The sequence below is a fragment of the Pseudomonas sp. LBUM1671 genome (assembly GCF_059695685.1).
The window spans coordinates 808,867-825,107 of sequence record NZ_CP166782.1; the positions used below are offsets into that span (position 1 = coordinate 808,867).

Genomic DNA, 16,241 nt, shown 5'->3' on the forward strand with positions numbered 1-16,241 from the left:
CGAGCATACGGGGCGAATGCTTAATGAATTGTGAACAGCCGCGAAGTATTACGAGAGAGGTCTGGACCAGCGCTGTTCCGGGGCTTCAAAGCGGTCATTGATCAACGCGGTCAACACGTGATCCTGCCAGCGCCCGGCGATACTCAGGTAAGCCTTGGCGTAGCCTTCACGTTCAAATCCCAGACGCTCCAGCAACCGTGCGCTGCGTTCATTGCCGGGGATGTAATTGGCCATGATCCGGTGCAGTTTCTGCTCATCGAACATGTAGCCGATGGCCGCTTCCAGCGCTTCCTGCATCAAGCCCTGACCTTGATGGGATTCGTCGATGTGGTAACCCAGATAACACGCTTGAAACGCCCCGCGAGTGATGCCGCTGAAATTGCAGGCGCCGATCATCTGGCCGTTGTCCGCGTCCAACAGCGCGAAGTGCACCGCGAGGCCTGCCTGGAACGCGCTGGCTTGCACTTCAAGGCGCGGACGAATGTTTTCAGGGCTGTGGTAATCGGTGGGGCGAATCGGCGACCAGCGGGCGAGATGCCTTTGGTTGCGCCGGTAGAAGTCGCTTTCCAGTGCTGCCTGTTCAGGGTCGAGCACCGCCAGCGTCAAGCGTTTACAGGGCATGGACAACAGCGGCATAGGGCGCTCCGTTTCGGGGGGATCGTCGCGCAAGCATTGCGTGGTCAGCGGAAAAACTCAAACCGCCAAGGGCAATGTCACGATAAAGGTGCTGCCTTTGCCGTCACCGTCGCTATTGCCAATCACAGTGCCGCCATGGGCTTCCACCAGTTCGCGAACCACAGTCAGGCCAATGCCCAGGCCTGCTCCGTTGAAGCCGACGGCATGCACGTCTTGCACAAACGGCTCGAAGATAAACGGCAGTGCCTGGGCGGAAATACCGATGCCGTCATCACAAATGCTCATCTCCAGCACGTTGTCATTGGCCCTGGCCGACAACGTGACATGGCCCCCCGCAGGTGTGTACTTGGCCGCATTGCCCAGCAGGTTGCCGAGAATCTGCGTGAGCCGCACCGGGTCGCCGTTCACCGACAACGCACAGCTGGGCAGTTCGGCGGTGAAATGCAGCTGTCGGATAATCATCAACGGACGGCACACCTCGATGGCCTCGTGGATGATCTGCGCCATGTCGACGATCCGGCAATCGAGACGCAGCTTGCCGGTGCTGGCGCGGGACACGTCGAGCAAGTCATCCACCAGCCGCGTCATGTGCCGCACCTGGCCCTCGATCAATGCCTGCATGCGCGGCAACTCTTCACTGGGCACCCGCACCAGGCGGCCGGCGATCATGCTGATGGGGGTAAGCGGGTTGCGCAGTTCATGGGCGACCGTCGTGAGGAGGTTGCGTTGCTGCTCCAGCGTGTGTTCCGCCGAGGCTTGCAGGTTTTGCGCGCTGAGGGCGGCGATCACCAATTGTGCGTTGGCCTCGCGCATCTCCAGGAACAGCCGCTGCTCTTCTTGTGAGCGATGGGGTTTTTCCGCATCCGATTGCGCCAGCAGAATAGCCAACACCAGTTGCTGGTTGGCTTCGACCAATTGTTCGATTTGCTGGGCGTCCACCAGGCGGTTATTGGTATCGTTCAATTCCTTTTTCAGCGCCGCCAGCACCGCACGCGCTTCCACGGTCTTCTGGCCGAGCAGGAACAACTCACGAGCGGCGGTGGCCATCGTTTGTGCGTTCGTGCCATTGGCCTCGGTCATGGTCCTGGTTTACACCTCGTCCTTGTTGATCTGCCGGGTAGGCCGGCCCCCTAGTAACCCTTCCTGATCCGGCAACATCTCGCCGATCTGCAGGCCTTTATCGTCGATGCGGTACAGGCGCAACTCATCGGAATGGGCGCTGGCCCGAACCTTGACCACCGCCATGATGCGCAACAGGCGACTCTCTACTTCAATATAGCGTTGGACGATGATGGCGTCGGTGAGAAATGCCGTGCCATATGGGCTGAAGCGCAGGTCGGTGTAGCGGTCTTCCAGTTCCGAGGTCATCAAGACACTGACGCCGATGCTGGTCAGTGCCGTGACCATACGCGACAGCGATTCGCGAAAGTCTTCGCGGAAGGTCGGTGCCAGCGCCAGTTCGAAGCCCGACAACGAATCGATCACCACCCGGGTGGCTTTCAGTCGGCGGATCTCGCTGAGCAGCAACTGCACGATTTCGTCGATGGACAGGTCCGGCGCGCGGCTGTCCACCAGGCCGACTTGCCCACTCTCGATCAGTCCCGCAAGGGCTGCGTTCTGGGAGTGATTAGGCCGTTGCTCGAACACCGCGATCACGCCGGTCTCGCCGTTGCGCGCGCCTTCGGCGAGGAAGGTTGACGCCAGGATGCTTTTGCCCGAGCCCGACGGCCCGGCCACCAGCAAGGAATAGCCACGGGGCAGGCCACCACCGAGCATTTCATCGAGCTGCGGTACGCCCATTTTCAGGCGCTGAATCGGAAACTTCAGTGGCGCTTCAACCCGGTTGAGTGGGGGCGGCGCGAAGACCTTGATGCCGGAGGCGGCGATACGGAAGGTGTGCAGCCCCGGCAACGTCGGCTGGCCGCGCATCTTCATGATTTCCATCTTGCGCACCATGGAGTTGCGCTGGACGCTCTGGCGCAGCCAGATCAGGCCATCGGCCACGGTGAAAATCGGGTTGGTGTCGGTTTCGGTGAAATATTCGCCAATCAGGAAGGTTGTCGCCTGCCAGGTGGTCATCAACATGCCCAGTTGCTGAACGAACTGCGGCAGGTTGTTGTTGGGGTTGTCCTGGGTCTGGCTGGCCAGCACCACGGAGCGGAACGAGTCGACGAACACCAGCGCCGGTGAGTGAGCCTCTACCTCGCTGATAATCCGTCGCAGCACCTCGTCCAGATTCCCGGCCAGGGTGTCGGTGGACAGGTTGATATAGCGAATCGACTGATTGATCGCTTCGCTGTCGAAAAAATCGAATTGCTGCTGATAGCGCAGCATCTTCAGCGGCGGTTCCCCCAGCACGGTGAAGAACAGCGCCGGACGTTCAGGCGTTGCCAGGGCGAACATCATCTGGTGCGCGAGGGTGGTTTTGCCGCAACCGGGAGGGCCTGCGATCAGGTTGAACGAAAACTCCGGCAAACCTCCGCCCAGCACCTCGTCCAGTCCTGGCACGCCGGTAGCCAGACGGTTGATAGTCACTTTGGTGCTCATGGCGAATTTTCCTGCGAAGGGGTGTCGCTCAAAGAAGGTTCCCACATGCCACGAAGCAAGCGTTCGGTGAGCGAGGGCCCGATGAGCGTGGACAGCAGTTCGTAAAAGGTCGTCAGCAACACTTCACCGAAAAACAGCGCATCGGCGTCGCTTTGCTCAACAATTACGGACTTGAGGGCCGCCATGTCCATGCCGGCCGGCACTTTGTCGCGGGTGCTGGCTAAACGCGGATGAGTAATGGCGCACAGGTGGAGGCTGCGGCGATAAAGCGCGGCAACCCCTTGCTGGCCGATGATGGGCGTGAGGGCTACTTCCATATCCCGCAAGGTTGAAATGATCGCTTGGGCGATCCTTGCGATGTCAGCGTCGGGGCCAACACGGTGCGCCAGAGAAGCAACGATCTGACGGCTCTCTTCGCTTTGCGTGGACATGGCTAACTGATATCTGATGAACAGACATCGATGGTACACCCAATAAGGTGGCTGGACTTGATTTGCAACAGTTCCGGGGAAGGTATTGGGTTATGGGCCGCCGCTCATCAATCAAAAGGCAAAAAAAAGCCCGCGGGAGGGCGGGCAAACCGTAGTTTCTTGAATGAGCGAGGGCAATGTACCGGCTGGAGAGGGTTGATGGGGTGAAGAAAAATTCATATGGATGGACCCGCGTTGCCCGCTCAGGGCAAATGATCTGCCGCAAAGTCTGCCTCGGAGCGAGCTTGTAACCGGCCCGTACGGCAGGCTTGCTGGAATCGCTCAAAGTCTTGCTCATTCTGCGTTGCATAACTTTTCGCATACTTGAACAGCGCGTCCGCCAGTGCATCGCTCTTGCCGATGTAACCGCTGATCTGCGCGGCCTGTCCGGACGATTTGGCATGTGCGCGGGCGAGGGCGCGACCACAGACGCGTCCATACGCGGCGAAGGTGTCCGCATCGAAAGTCTCAAGTTCTGCCGAAATTTTCATGTCGCGCAACTGCCGCACGTAGAAGTGTCGACCGCCGGGGCCGGTGGTCCAGCCGAGAAACAGGTCACTGGCCGACTGCATCAACCGTTGACCCTCGACCACCCGCTGACCGTTATGCCGCACTGTTGATTTTGTCTTCACGTAGTCGGCCAGTACCGAGCGCCGTGCTTCCTTGAATTGCAGGAACAGCGGGAACTCCTGATCATCAGTCAGCAAGGCCACCAGACAACGGGTACCAACACTGCCGACGCCCACCACTTTGAACGCCATGTCCTGAACGTGAAAACGTGAAAACAACGCTCGACGGTCAGCCTGCAGCGTGCCTGGATACTTGCGCATGAAGGCGTCGTAGATCGGTCGCCAATCCGAGTGGAGCAGCCAGTCATCGTCGGCATTCAGCAATGTGGTTTTTTTGTGCAGGTGGAAAATTTCCGGCAGGTCATCGCGAATGATCAGACAGCCATCAGCGTCACGCTCGCTGATTTTCGGCAGCAGTTCGGCGTGGGAGCGGCCCTCGGCTTTTTCGATGGCGCGTTCGATATGCTCGAGCGTTTTTTTGTTCGCCTGCTTGCGCAGGTCGTCGTAACGGATGGATTCGTACCAGGTTTCCAAGGCGCTTTGTTCGGCGCACTCGAGCATGGTTTTCTGATAGGCGCTGACCACGTCGCGGCAGACCGATTCTTCGACCGTTTCCCCATGACGCAGATCGCGGGCAGCCACCACGATACTTGTCACCAGCCGTTTGATATCCCACTCCCAGGGGCCGGGATGGACCTCGTCGAAGTCGTGGACGCCAAACAACAGATTGCGTTCGGGCGTGGCGAACCCGCCGAAATTCATCAGGTGGCAATCGCCGCAGATCGGCGAGGTCAGGCCCATATTCGGCGTGGAGGCCAAGTCGTGGGCCTGCAAAAGCGCGGTGCCGCGATAGAAGCTGAAGGGGGAGACGAGCATGCGGCCGTAGCGGAGCTCTACAAGGGATTTGATTCGGCCTTCGCTGGAGGCTTTGATCAGCGGGAGTGGGTCGCGGTTTGTTTTGCCCGTGGACGCTTGAGCATTGCGGGGGCAATTCTTGCGGGCATTTTTGCCTTGCTTCAAGCGGTCTTTTAGGGTGGTCATGGGAGCTCTTTTGGAAAGTGTTTTGGGCGTATGCGGATTGAGTGTAGAAGGAGCCTACTGAGTCGACAGAAAGTTACAGTTTATGAAACCTTCTGTTGAGTCATCAGCCCAAGCGATGTTCTGTTTACGTAACATTCGGCTCCCAATGTCACGTATACGGAACATTGCACTCTTTAAATTCAAAAAAGGCACCCGCGATATTCTCGTCAGGTGCCTTTTTCGTTACATCGACGAAACCTGCGCCTGCAATCTTCGCCCAACGACATCCATCAAATCGCAGCCATCGCGCAACGAAGTCACCAACACCCGCGCCAATTCACTGTGAACACCTTCGCTCACAGCAAAGCTCTCCAGCAATTGAGTCGCTGTGCGGATGCGGTAAGCCGCGGTTTCATGCAGTACGTCCAGCGGTGCTTCGGTGTCGATCAGCAGCGACACTATGGTGCAGTCGATGCCTATGACAGGCATGTATCGATCCATGACAAAACCTCCATTCGGTAAAAGAACGCGAACACTCAGGGGTGGCTGGCGGACGGAGCTTCGGACACGCCAGCGGGCGGGTCGAGGTTGTCCAGCGCTCGGTTTACCAGCAGTTCACCCAGCACCGCCAGCTGCTGAATCGCCAGTGCCACGTTGCGGCGCGAGCCTTCGAGTTCGCAGGCCAGTTCGGTGGTCATGACATTGAGCGAGGCGAGGGTTTCGCAGGCATGAGCGAGCAGGGTTGGCGTGTCGACGTCGGGGAGGATGGTGAAAACGTGGCTGATTGGATCGGGGTGGTTTGGGTTGCGGAGGCGGGCGCTGATGGTTCGTTCGGTGGCTTTGGAGAGATCCGATAAGTCGGGCGACTCTTTTGCCGAGTCCGGCGGGTTGGGGCTGTGTTTTTTCATGGTGCATCTCCGGTTTGTAAAAGGAGCTGCCATGCCCCTGCTGTCAAACAGGGAAGGGTGGCAGCCGTACGCAGGTTGACAGACCGGCAAACCAGAAAGCCGGTGCATCCGAAGATGCCCCACGCACAGCCGCCATGAAAAAACTGCACACGTGCAAGGATGCCGTTTTATCAGGAAGAGTGAAAGTTTCTGGTTGTCAGCCTGTCAAAGCCGATCGCTGATTTGCAGCGATCCCTGAAGGCTATCGTCGATGCGCAGCGCCCGCCAGTTCATGAAAGGCACTACGAGTTGCGGGAAATTTCCTAGGACGGACTACACGCTTCTCTGGCCTTTGTTTGAGGAGAATGAAAAAAGCCCGGCATTGGGCCGGGCTTTTTAATCAGAACTGTCAGTTAACCTCGTTTGGCTTCCGCTTCCATCATCACGAGGTTTTGCTGCTTGGTAGCTTCTGCCAGCACTTCGCTGTAGATACGCTTTTTCTGCTCTGACTTGGCATTACGAATAAAGTCAGCAAAGGGACTCTTGGTGCCCTTAGAAAAGCCTAGTTTGATCGAAATCATTAATGTGCTCCTGGGAACCCGAGCCTAGCCGTTAGATTGGCCTGTCTGTGTAGCATAGAGATCTTGAGGGAGAGATGTTCGTCCCCGTTTTCCTTACTTGTAAACATCTTTGATACGGGATTTGGCTTCAATGGGCCGCTCTATGCAACCCGCTCCAAGCGCAATGAGTTTGGCTTTTTTTGAAACCTTATGAAAATTTTCGTCAGACGTGACGAAGATTTCTCGTCCGGCATTTATGTGACCCCATAGAGCCTGAACATCACACTTTGCATTGCGCCATTTTAGATTCAAAGCGGCGCTTGATGGGTCCAAGCCGTTAGCTTGGCAAAAGTCCGGCCACTGGAATTGAATATTGGGAAACAGAATTTGGTGAATTTCCTGTTCAAGCATCAACCCCGCTTCATCGGTGAGAATGGCGCAATCCCAAAACGTCAAATCAAAGTAAATCATGGGTAGGATGAGCTCTAGGTGCTCAAGTCCAAGAGATGCTAGACGGTTCTGAAAGCAGGTAAAACTCTCAAGATGCCCACCATCCTTTTGGCGTTCAGACGCTGAAATTGCAATGATCCCAACGCTAGCAGTCCCGGCAGCGTGAGCATTTGCCAGCGCTCGAACAGAAGTGGCCTCTGCGCGACCTTCCTCTAGCGCTATGACGCAATTCGTATCGAGCGAGAACGTTTGCATTTTGGCGCCTCACCATTCGTAACCAATAATTGGGAAATCTGACAGGCCTTATTCTTCAAAGGATCAACGAAGTACCATCCATGCAGCGATGCTCATCAATACTCCACAACCCCATCCCCCCGCAAAACCCACCCAGCCTCCCCAGCTACCAACCGATACCGAACCTCCCGCATCTTCCCCGTCCGTCCCGCGCCCTCATCTGCACTTTCATACACCGGAAACCGCCGCACCAACACACCCTCCACCACCGCAAACTCATCTTCGCCCTGATACCCCTCCGCTGCTTTCGCATTCTCACTAACAACCGGAAGATAAATCTCGCTCAACGATTTCTTGCGATTGGCCGCGTATGCAACCAACTCCCCCGGCATCCCTCGCCCAGGGGATCTGGCGAAAACGTAAATTTCCGGCGAACCATCCCGATCAAGGTCCGCCACCTCGGCCCGAACAATATTGCCGGTCAGCGACCGTGTGACTTCTGCGTTATCGATCTCCAGCCCTTGAGGCGAGATTCGCACCGCAGGGTTGCCATCGACCCATTTTCCCGTCACATGAAAACGGATGCCCTGTAATTCAAGCGTCTGCTCAAACGGCTGAGTGTTGTTCGAGGTGTCGGAAGGGCTGAGGTTCAAGGAAAGGTTGTAGTTCGCCACCTCATTGCGCCGTGCGGCGTTGCGCATGAGGTACACCTGAACTGTGTATTCGCCATCGGCGGGCAGCGGCCCCATAAAATGGTTGCCCATGATCGAGCCGTTAAACAGCGCGTAGTCCGCGCCTTTGGCGGTGATGTTGAAGTAGGCCGAGGTATTGGAAGGCTTGAGGTCGACGGTGAGTACCTGGCCTGCTTTCGCACTCACACGGTATTGCGCCGTGAGCCGGCCCTGGATGGACTGTTTGATCTCGACGGCATTGTTGCCTTTGTCAAAAGGGACTTGCTCTACACGAGGCGCGACGTCAGTGGCTGCCTGTGCCGACAGGGAAACCATGACTGTCAGGGCGGCAGTGATCCAGATGTTCATATTTATCTTCCTTAGAACAGCGCACCCAATTGATTACAGCTCATCCGACCTCACCGTGCGCTTGAAATGATGCTCCCAAAGCTTCATCCGGGGCAGGTTTTTGATGAGTTTTTGAACGCCGTTAAGGAGCCATTGCGGCGGATCGAAGTTGGGTTGGACATCGATGATAAGCAAGGCGTGATGCATGGCGTAGGCTCCGCTCTAGACGAGTCTGTGGGTCGCGCGTGGCAATTGTATGACAGCCTGTAGCTAATAAATGCCGCCAAATAAATGACTGTTTTCTGGCGGAATAACCGTTCGGCGACAAAGCAGACAAACTATTGACACTCTCTTTCTGATCTCCCATTATCGGCGGCGTTTTGATGGCCTTGCGCCATAGATCAGCGGACTTTAACCACTCGTATCCGCTCTACTGTTCAGGGAGAGATTTCATGTTTGTTGAGCGAATACTGGTGACTGGCGGTGCCGGATTTATTGGGTCGCACCTCGTAGAAGCCTTGCTGGGCAAGGGCTACAAGGTTCGTGTGCTGGATAATTTGTCGACCGGCAAGGTCAGCAATCTGCCGATGGATAATGCCAATCTGAACTTGGTCATTGGTGATGTCGCGGACGGCGCAGTAGTGGCACAAGCCATGCGCGATTGCGGTGCTGTCGTTCACCTGGCCGCAGTGGCCTCGGTGCAAGCGTCGGTGGATGATCCGGTCAGCACTCATCAAAGCAACTTCGTCGGCACCCTCAACGTGTGCGAAAGCATGGTGAAGGCCGGGATCAAGCGTGTGGTATTCGCGTCCAGCGCCGCCATTTACGGCAACAACGGCGAAGGCACGGCGATTCACGAAGACACGCCAAAATCCCCGCTCACGCCGTATGCCAGCGACAAACTGGCGAGCGAGCAATACCTCGATTTCTATCGCCGCGAACATGGCCTGGAACCGATGATCTTTCGGTTCTTCAACATCTTCGGCCCGCGTCAGGATCCGTCATCGCCGTACTCCGGCGTGATCAGCATCTTTACCAAACTGGCCTTGGCCGAGCAGTCGGTGGCGATTTTCGGTGACGGTTCGCAAACTCGCGACTTCGTCTATGTCCAGGACTTGGTGAGCATTCTCGTGCAGTCCCTGGAAGTCAGTGAACCGAGCCCCGGCGCGGTGAACGTTGGCCTGAGTCGTTCCACCAGCCTCAACGATCTGATCGCCGAATTGGGCACCGTCACCGGCAGCCCGTTGAAGGTGATTCATCACGCGCCACGTCAAGGCGACATTCGCCATTCGCGCGCCAACAACAGTCGCCTGCTGGAGCGTTTCAAGCTCCCGGAACCGACCGCCATCGGCAAGGGGCTGTCGCAGCTTATTCGCAGCCTGTAACCCGGCCGGTTCCACTGTCCGACATCCAAGCAGTATCGGTTCAGTCCATTCAAGAGTGAGTTATGGAAATCGTTTTTCGCAGGACGCGTGTCCGCGCGGCCGCTAATCGGCTGCTCGCCGCTTTAGCGTTGTTCGTGAGCGGGCCCGCCGTCCAGGCCGCAGCATTACCGCAACCCGCCAGCGTGGTTTTCTGGTACGCCGATCAACCACCCATTTCCGAGTTGGCTCAGTTCGACTGGTCGGTGGTCGAGCCGGGGCATATGACCGCGGGCGACGTCAAAACCCTGCGCAAGTTGGGCAGTCAGCCGTTCGCCTATCTGTCGGTGGGCGAGTTCCATGGTGGCAAGGCCGAACTCGAAAAGGCATCCCTCACGGGAGCGGTCAGCCCGGTGCGAAACGGCGCGTGGGACAGCCAGGTCATGGACCTCGCGGCACCCGCCTGGCGCGAACATTTGTTCGGCCGAGCCAAGGCGTTGCAGGCTGAAGGCTACGCCGGGTTGTTCCTCGACACCCTCGACAGCTTCCAGTTGTTGCCGGAGTCGTCGCGAGAAACACAGCGTGTGGCACTCGCCGGTTTCCTGCGGGAATTGCACCAGCGTCAGCCGAACCTGAAGCTGTTTTTCAACCGTGGCTTCGAAGTGTTGCCCGACCTCGATGGCGTGGCCGCCGCCGTGGCAATCGAATCGATTCACGCCGGTTGGGACGCTTCCGCCAAACGCTATCGCCCGGTGCCTGAAGCCGACCGCGAGTGGCTGGAAATCCAGATCCAGCCGTTGCGCGCCAAAGGCATTCCGCTGGTAGCCATCGACTACCTGCCACCGGAGCGTCGCGATGAAGCGCGCAAACTGGCCAAGCGTCTGCGCGAAGAGGGCTTCATTCCTTACATCGGCACGCCTGAGCTGGACTCGATGGGCATCAGCAGCATCGAAGTCCAGCCGCGCCGCATCGCACTACTTTACGATCCGCGCGAAGGTGACCTGGTGCGTAACGCCGGGCACACCTTGCTCGGCGGTTTGCTCGAATACCTCGGTTACCGGGTGGATTACCTGCCCGTCGACGGCTCCCTGCCGCAACACCGTTTCAGTGGTTTGTACGCCGGGATCGTGACCTGGATGACCAGCGGCCCGCCGCAGGACGCAGCGGCTTTCAATAGCTGGATCGGCAAGCGTCTGGACGAACAGGTGCCGGTGGTGTTCTTTTCCGGCCTGCCGATTCAAGACCCGCTGCTGCTCAAGCGTCTGGGCCTGAATCGCTCGGCGCCAATCGGCACTCAAGCGTTGACCATCAGCTATCAGGACAAGGCGCTGATCGGCGCCTTCGAAGCCCCGGTGCAGCCCCGCTCCCGTGACCTGACCGCAATTTCCCTGCTGCCCAAAGGTCCGAAAGCCGCGTTGCTGCTGACCGCTGCCGACGGCCAGACATTTGCCCCAGTGGCGACGGCCGAGTGGGGCGGTGTAGCCCTTGCGCCGTACATTCTCGAAACGAACAACGAGCGCAGCCGCTGGATTCTCGATCCGTTCGCCTTCCTCCAGGCCAGCTTGCGCCTGCCGGTTCAGCCGCGTCCGGACACCACCACCGAAAACGGCCGCCGCATCGCCACCGTGCACATCGATGGCGATGGTTTCCCGTCGCGCGCCGAAGTGCGTGGCACGCCCTATGCCGGCAAGCAGGTACTCGACGATTTCATTCAGCCCAATCCGTTCCTGACCTCGGTATCGATTGTCGAAGGCGAGATTTCACCGCGCGGCATGTTCCCGTTCCTGGCCCGCGAACTGGAACCCATTGCCCGTGAGTTGTTTGCCAACCCGAAAGTCGAAGTCGCCAGCCACACCTTCAGCCATCCGTTTTTCATGCAGCCGGAAGTGGCGCAGAAACGTGAGAATTTCAACCCGGAATACGGCTTGAAAATGGCCATCCCGGGCTACGACAAAATCGATTTCCGCCGCGAGATTTTTGGCTCGCGCGACTACATCAACCAGCAGCTCACCACCCCGGAAAAACCGGTGAAGTTGATCTTCTGGCCGGGCGATGCCTTGCCCTCGGCAGCCACCCTGAAGCTGGCCTATGAAGCGGGCCTGAAAAACGTCAACGGCGCGGAGACCATGCTGACCAAGGCCAACCCGTCGCTGACCGGCCTCAATCCATTACTGCGCCCCACTGAAGGCGGCTTGCAGTACTACGCGCCGATCATCAACGAGAACCTCTACACCAACCTGTGGAAGGGGCCGTATTACGGTTTCCGCGATGTGATCGACACTTTCGAACTCACCGACAACCCACGGCGTTTGCGCGGCCTGCACCTGTATTACCACTTCTATTCGAGCACCAAGCAGGCCTCGATCAAGGCGATGAACGAGATCTACGGCTACATGAAGGACCAGCAACCGATGTCGCTGTGGATGAGCGACTACCTCGATCGTGTGCACGGCTTGTATCAAGCCAGTCTGGCGCGCACCGCCGAGGGCAACTGGCAGGTTCGCGGCATGGACGCGCTGCGCACCCTGCGACTCGACCCGCAAATGGGCTGGCCGGACCTGCTGCGTTCGCAAGGCGTCGCCGGTGTTCGCGACTTGCCGCAAGGCCGGTATGTGGCGTTGAGCAGTGACAAGGCATTGCTGGTGTTGCGTCCCGACCGGGATCAACGGCCGGCGCTGGAGGAGGCCAATCTGCCGTTAGTGGACTGGAAGTATGTAGACGAAAAACAGGTGAGCTTTTCGTTTGCCGGGCAGGTCGACCTGACCTTCTCCGTGCGCTCGGCGAGCAGCTGCCGGGTGGAAGTGGACGGGCAACCTTTTGCAGGCAAGGCATCCGCCGGCCTGTGGACTTTTCAATTACCAATGAAGCAGGTGAGTCATGGTCAGCTCTACTGCATCTAACTCCTCAGTCACTAAAAGTCGACGCCTGCTCAATCCCTGGGCATTGGCGGTGGTGGCGGTCGCCGTGGGTGGCCTGCTGTGGCTGACGTTCCAGCGCGAAGAAGTGTTCCAGCCTGACGGCCGCGAGCCGGATGCGGTCTCGGCCAACTACGCCGAATTGCTGCTGGCGGCGCACCCGGATGACGATCAGTTGCGCTTGCAACTGGTCGATCTGCTGATCCGTCTCGGCGACTACCCGAAGGCGCGCCAGCACCTTGAGAACTGGCCGAAGCCGGTCGTCGAGTTGCAGGCCTATTACCGTCTCGAACTCGATGCGCTGGAAGCGACGAAGGTCGACGATCCGGTGGCGCAGAAAGCCTTGATCGAACGCCTGAAAAGCTTCGATCACCGCCTGTTGCCGCTGCCACAGTTGCACAACCTGGCCAAGCTGGCGCTGACGTTACAGGCCCCGGCCTTCGCCGCCAGCGTCTACGAAGAAATCGCCGACCGCGATCCGGCTCAGCGCATTGCTGCGCTCAAGTCCGCCGCGCAGTGGTACCTGGCCGGTGAGCAACCTGGCCGTGCCGCCGACATTTATCTGCTGCTCAAGCAAGACAGCCAACAAGCATCCGAGCGTCGTGAATACGCGCAACTGGCGTTCAACAGTCTGTTGGCCGCCGGTCGCGGTGAACAGGCTGCGCGTGTGCTGGCCGATGAACTGGATCAGCTCAAGGATCCGCAAACCGATTCGCCGTGGCTGGAGCAGGGCGTCGACGTTGCCGTCGGCAGCAAGCGCTTCGATCTGGCCCAGCGTTTTCTGGATCAGTGGCGCGTGTTGCAGCCGGACAACCCGCAAATCCTGCGCAAGGAATTCAACATGCGCCTGGCCCTCGGCGACCTGGCCGGTGCGTGGGACAGTGGCGAGCAGCTTGTAGCTGAGCACCCGGATGACCTGGCGTTGCTCGAACAAATGGGGCATCTGGGCGAATGGCGTGGCGACATTCAGGCCGCGCTGAGCTACTGGATTCGTCTGCTGAAACTGCACGAAGACCCGCAAACCCGTGAACACGCTTGGCGTCTGGCCAGCCAGCAGTTCGATTTCGACCGGGCGATCCCTTTGCTCGCCGACATCATGGAGCAGCGTGCGCTGACCGATATCGAACTCGACGCGCTGAACTACGCTCACGAATCCCGTGGCACACCGACCCAAGCCGAAGCCTGGTTGCACGCTTACTTGCGCAAGTACCCGGCGCATCGTCTGGCCTGGACACGCCTGCTGCAAAACCTCGAAAACACTGGGCAGTTTGCGCAGAAAACAGAAGTCTACAAGCGCTACTCGAAACGCTTCGCACTGACCACGACCGAGCGCATTGACTGGGCCAATACCGACCTCAAGCTGTTTGATAATCAGGCGGCGTGGGACGTGTTGCAGGTCGATAACCGCAAGATCACCGATGAGGGTTACTGGCGCCTGCGCGCCGCCTTGGCGTGGGATCTGGAACTCGACGACGAACTTCAGGCTTCCCTGGAACGACTCCTCGCGCTCAAGGGTTCGCTCAACAGTGGCGACGAGAGTCAGCTGATCACCCTGTATCGCACCAGCGATCCGAAGCGCGCCTTGACCATGATGGTCGGCAGCTGGAAGCGCACCCGCGATCCGCAGCGTCTGGTTGAATCCTTGCAGCAAGCTCAGGAATTGCAGGACTGGCCGCAAGTGGTCGCGCTGCTCAAAGACGCCGAGCAGTTCCCGGAAGCCAACGAGCAAGCACAAGTGCTGGCGATACGTGGTGCCTTGGCGGTGCAGCAGGGCAACATTGACGAGGCGCAGCGTTTGTACCTGCTGGGCCTGTCGCGTTTCCCGGATGACAACCTGTTCCGCGAACGTCTGATGTGGCTGTACGTCGACCAAGGCAACACCGCTGCGCTCAAGCCTTTGCTGACGGAATGGAAACCCCAGGCGCGGCAGGACCGAATCCTCTGGCTGCCGTTCGCCAGTGCCAGTCAGATGCTCGGTCGCGATACCGAAGCATTGGCCTGGTATCGCCTGTACCTCAAGACCAGTCCGCAGGATTGGCTGGTGCGCGCGGCCTACGCCGATGCCCTCGAAAGCGCCGGTTATCAGGATGCAGCGCAACGCTTGCGCTTGAAGCTGCTGCGCAGTCCCGAAGGCGAAAACATTCAGCCATCGTCCCAGCGTTACGCGATCTGGTTGCGCTTGATGGCCAGCAGTTATTCGCCGGGCAAGGCGCAACAGGAAGTGGCGCAGTGGAAGGACGGCTCGCCGGCGATGTTGCAATTGTGGTTTGAGCGATTGCTGGCGCGTCTCGACGCGACCAATCAGGAATCGCAGAAAGACCAGTGGCTTGATTGGGCGCGCAGCCAGGGCTTGAAGGTCCAGCGTTACGAAGAAATCCAGCAAGCCTTGCGCAGCCGTAACAAGGCGCAAGTCGAAACGCTGTTGGCCAGTAGCGACCTCAACCCGGCGCAACGCGCCCAGGCGCTCAGTCGTCTCGGACGCTTCGACGAAGCCCTCGACCTTAGCGAGTCAGCGCTGGGTGACGATCAGCCGGCCGCCGTGCGCGAGCAACTGCGTCGTCAGGCTGCCGAGCTTCAGGAACTGACGCCGCAAGGTGCGCAGCTGTCCTGGCATCAACAGGATTTCGGTGGCCTGGAATTCAACGCCCCGCGCCTGCAAATCGCGCACAACCTTGGCGCTCAGTGGTACGCCAATCTTGAGGTGGAAAACGGCACCTACAATAGCGATCAACTGATCGAATCGCGCATGGGCGATGAGCGCAACGCCGCGCTGACCCTGCAACGTTCTGTTGAGGACGGTGGCTACAAACTGTTCGCCGACACCAGTCAGCGCAAGGACGATGACCGCAACGGTTTGGGCCTGTCCCGGACGTGGCAGTTGAGCGCCAGCGACCAGATCGAGACCGGTGTGGACTGGCATCGCAAAAGCGAAGACAGCGGCCTGATGCGCGCTTTCGGCCAACACGACAGCGTGTGGGTCGGCGGTCGTCACGGGCTCTCGGCGCGGGATCAGATCAGCTGGGAAGTGGCGCAGAAATCGTTCTCCACCCGTGCGGGCGATTCCCTGGGCAACGGCCAGGCGCTGAAGATGGAATACAACCACACGCTGGAATTCGCCGGGCCGAACTGGACCGTGCGCAGCGGTGTGGATTATCAGCACAACAACGTCAAGGACCGCACCCTGGACTACCTGTCCAGCGCCAACGGCGGCCCGGTGAAAAGCGTCGATGACTCGGACGACCCCGCGGTGGTGACGGCCGACGATTTGCTGCAAAGCCGTTACGGCCAACTGTATGTCGGCAGCTCATGGCGTCGCGGTTTGCCGGGCGCGCTGGTGCGCACTCGCCCGCAATACACCTGGCTGGTGGACGTGACGGCGGGCTGGCAATGGCTGGATCAAACCTTCAACTACGGCATCAACACCGGGATCGGCGTCGAGGTGCTGGGCGGTGACGAATTGGCCCTCACCGTCGGCTACCAATCCGCGCCACAAGGCGGGGATGGTCAGGCAGGCGGAACACTGGGTGTGAGCTACGGCGTGCGATTCGGACGCTGATCATGAAATGTTTACAG

General features: G+C 58.9%; 14 protein-coding genes. 3 read left to right on the top strand and 11 right to left on the bottom strand.

All coding sequences use genetic code 11. The features are described 5' to 3' along the window. Positions 1 to 48: 48 nt before the first annotated feature. The 11 genes from rimJ to ACA060_RS03595 form a co-directional block, all read right to left on the bottom strand. Positions 49 to 636, bottom strand: coding sequence for a ribosomal protein S5-alanine N-acetyltransferase (gene rimJ, locus ACA060_RS03545; protein WP_497315466.1), 588 nt, complete (start codon positions 634 to 636; stop codon positions 49 to 51). 57 nt (positions 637 to 693) lie between these two features. Further along, a complete protein-coding gene (locus ACA060_RS03550) occupies positions 694 to 1,716 on the bottom strand; it encodes a sensor histidine kinase (RefSeq protein ID WP_497315467.1) in 1,023 nt (340 codons plus the stop codon). A 9-nt stretch (positions 1,717 to 1,725) separates the two neighbouring features. Continuing rightward, complete coding sequence (locus tag ACA060_RS03555) at positions 1,726 to 3,183, bottom strand: ATPase domain-containing protein (protein WP_497315469.1); 1,458 nt, start codon at positions 3,181 to 3,183, stop codon at positions 1,726 to 1,728. Continuing rightward, positions 3,180 to 3,614: a hypothetical protein gene (locus ACA060_RS03560; protein ID WP_256597469.1), complete on the bottom strand. Its 435-nt coding sequence runs from the start codon at positions 3,612 to 3,614 to the stop codon at positions 3,180 to 3,182. Before ACA060_RS03560 ends, ACA060_RS03555 begins: the two co-directional genes overlap by 4 nt. Before the next feature lie 242 nt (positions 3,615 to 3,856). Continuing rightward, positions 3,857 to 5,263 (bottom strand): DUF2252 domain-containing protein, encoded by a 1,407-nt coding sequence (locus tag ACA060_RS03565; RefSeq protein WP_497315471.1) that lies wholly within the window; start codon positions 5,261 to 5,263, stop codon positions 3,857 to 3,859. Between the two features lie 222 nt (positions 5,264 to 5,485). Then, the gene (locus tag ACA060_RS03570) at positions 5,486 to 5,743 is read right to left on the bottom strand and encodes a hypothetical protein (protein ID WP_497315473.1); all 258 of its coding nucleotides are present in this window, start codon (positions 5,741 to 5,743) and stop codon (positions 5,486 to 5,488) included. Positions 5,744 to 5,778: 35 nt separating this feature from the next. Then, complete coding sequence (locus ACA060_RS03575; RefSeq protein ID WP_497315475.1) at positions 5,779 to 6,150, bottom strand: DUF6124 family protein; 372 nt, start codon at positions 6,148 to 6,150, stop codon at positions 5,779 to 5,781. Positions 6,151 to 6,542: 392 nt separating this feature from the next. After that, on the bottom strand, positions 6,543 to 6,710 hold the full coding sequence (locus ACA060_RS03580) for a hypothetical protein (RefSeq protein ID WP_497315477.1): 168 nt from the start codon (positions 6,708 to 6,710) through the stop codon (positions 6,543 to 6,545). Between the two features lie 93 nt (positions 6,711 to 6,803). Beyond that, entirely contained in the window at positions 6,804 to 7,394 is a 591-nt protein-coding gene (locus ACA060_RS03585; RefSeq protein WP_497315479.1) for a hypothetical protein, read from the bottom strand. 95 nt (positions 7,395 to 7,489) lie between these two features. Next, complete coding sequence (locus tag ACA060_RS03590; RefSeq protein ID WP_497315481.1) at positions 7,490 to 8,413, bottom strand: hypothetical protein; 924 nt, start codon at positions 8,411 to 8,413, stop codon at positions 7,490 to 7,492. Between the two features lie 33 nt (positions 8,414 to 8,446). Further along, positions 8,447 to 8,599: a hypothetical protein gene (locus ACA060_RS03595; protein WP_162556171.1), complete on the bottom strand. Its 153-nt coding sequence runs from the start codon at positions 8,597 to 8,599 to the stop codon at positions 8,447 to 8,449. Positions 8,600 to 8,844: 245 nt separating this feature from the next. Between ACA060_RS03595 and ACA060_RS03600 the strand changes: the two genes are divergently transcribed. From ACA060_RS03600 to ACA060_RS03610, 3 genes are all read left to right on the top strand, one after another. Beyond that, complete coding sequence (locus ACA060_RS03600; protein ID WP_010463668.1) at positions 8,845 to 9,777, top strand: NAD-dependent epimerase/dehydratase family protein; 933 nt, start codon at positions 8,845 to 8,847, stop codon at positions 9,775 to 9,777. Positions 9,778 to 9,839: 62 nt separating this feature from the next. Beyond that, positions 9,840 to 12,653 carry a bifunctional glycoside hydrolase/polysaccharide deacetylase family protein gene (locus tag ACA060_RS03605; RefSeq protein WP_497315483.1) on the top strand — a complete coding sequence of 938 codons (2,814 nt, stop codon included), beginning with the start codon at positions 9,840 to 9,842 and terminating at the stop codon, positions 12,651 to 12,653. Next, entirely contained in the window at positions 12,631 to 16,224 is a 3,594-nt protein-coding gene (locus tag ACA060_RS03610) for a tetratricopeptide repeat protein (RefSeq protein WP_497315485.1), read from the top strand. The genes ACA060_RS03605 and ACA060_RS03610 overlap by 23 nt, the downstream gene beginning before the upstream one ends. Positions 16,225 to 16,241: the final 17 nt, after the last annotated feature.

Bases quoted from the DNA above. Each gene is read 5' to 3' on its own strand.
- rimJ (WP_497315466.1), bottom strand. From the start codon at position 636: ATGCCGCTGTTGTCCATGCCCTGTAAACGCTTGACGCTGGCGGTGCTC.
- ACA060_RS03550 (WP_497315467.1), bottom strand. From the start codon at position 1,716: ATGACCGAGGCCAATGGCACGAACGCACAAACGATGGCCACCGCCGCT.
- ACA060_RS03555 (WP_497315469.1), bottom strand. From the start codon at position 3,183: ATGAGCACCAAAGTGACTATCAACCGTCTGGCTACCGGCGTGCCAGGA.
- ACA060_RS03560 (WP_256597469.1), bottom strand. From the start codon at position 3,614: ATGTCCACGCAAAGCGAAGAGAGCCGTCAGATCGTTGCTTCTCTGGCG.
- ACA060_RS03565 (WP_497315471.1), bottom strand. From the start codon at position 5,263: ATGACCACCCTAAAAGACCGCTTGAAGCAAGGCAAAAATGCCCGCAAG.
- ACA060_RS03570 (WP_497315473.1), bottom strand. From the start codon at position 5,743: ATGGATCGATACATGCCTGTCATAGGCATCGACTGCACCATAGTGTCG.
- ACA060_RS03575 (WP_497315475.1), bottom strand. From the start codon at position 6,150: ATGAAAAAACACAGCCCCAACCCGCCGGACTCGGCAAAAGAGTCGCCC.
- ACA060_RS03580 (WP_497315477.1), bottom strand. From the start codon at position 6,710: ATGATTTCGATCAAACTAGGCTTTTCTAAGGGCACCAAGAGTCCCTTT.
- ACA060_RS03585 (WP_497315479.1), bottom strand. From the start codon at position 7,394: ATGCAAACGTTCTCGCTCGATACGAATTGCGTCATAGCGCTAGAGGAA.
- ACA060_RS03590 (WP_497315481.1), bottom strand. From the start codon at position 8,413: ATGAACATCTGGATCACTGCCGCCCTGACAGTCATGGTTTCCCTGTCG.
- ACA060_RS03595 (WP_162556171.1), bottom strand. From the start codon at position 8,599: ATGCATCACGCCTTGCTTATCATCGATGTCCAACCCAACTTCGATCCG.
- ACA060_RS03600 (WP_010463668.1), top strand. From the start codon at position 8,845: ATGTTTGTTGAGCGAATACTGGTGACTGGCGGTGCCGGATTTATTGGG.
- ACA060_RS03605 (WP_497315483.1), top strand. From the start codon at position 9,840: ATGGAAATCGTTTTTCGCAGGACGCGTGTCCGCGCGGCCGCTAATCGG.
- ACA060_RS03610 (WP_497315485.1), top strand. From the start codon at position 12,631: ATGGTCAGCTCTACTGCATCTAACTCCTCAGTCACTAAAAGTCGACGC.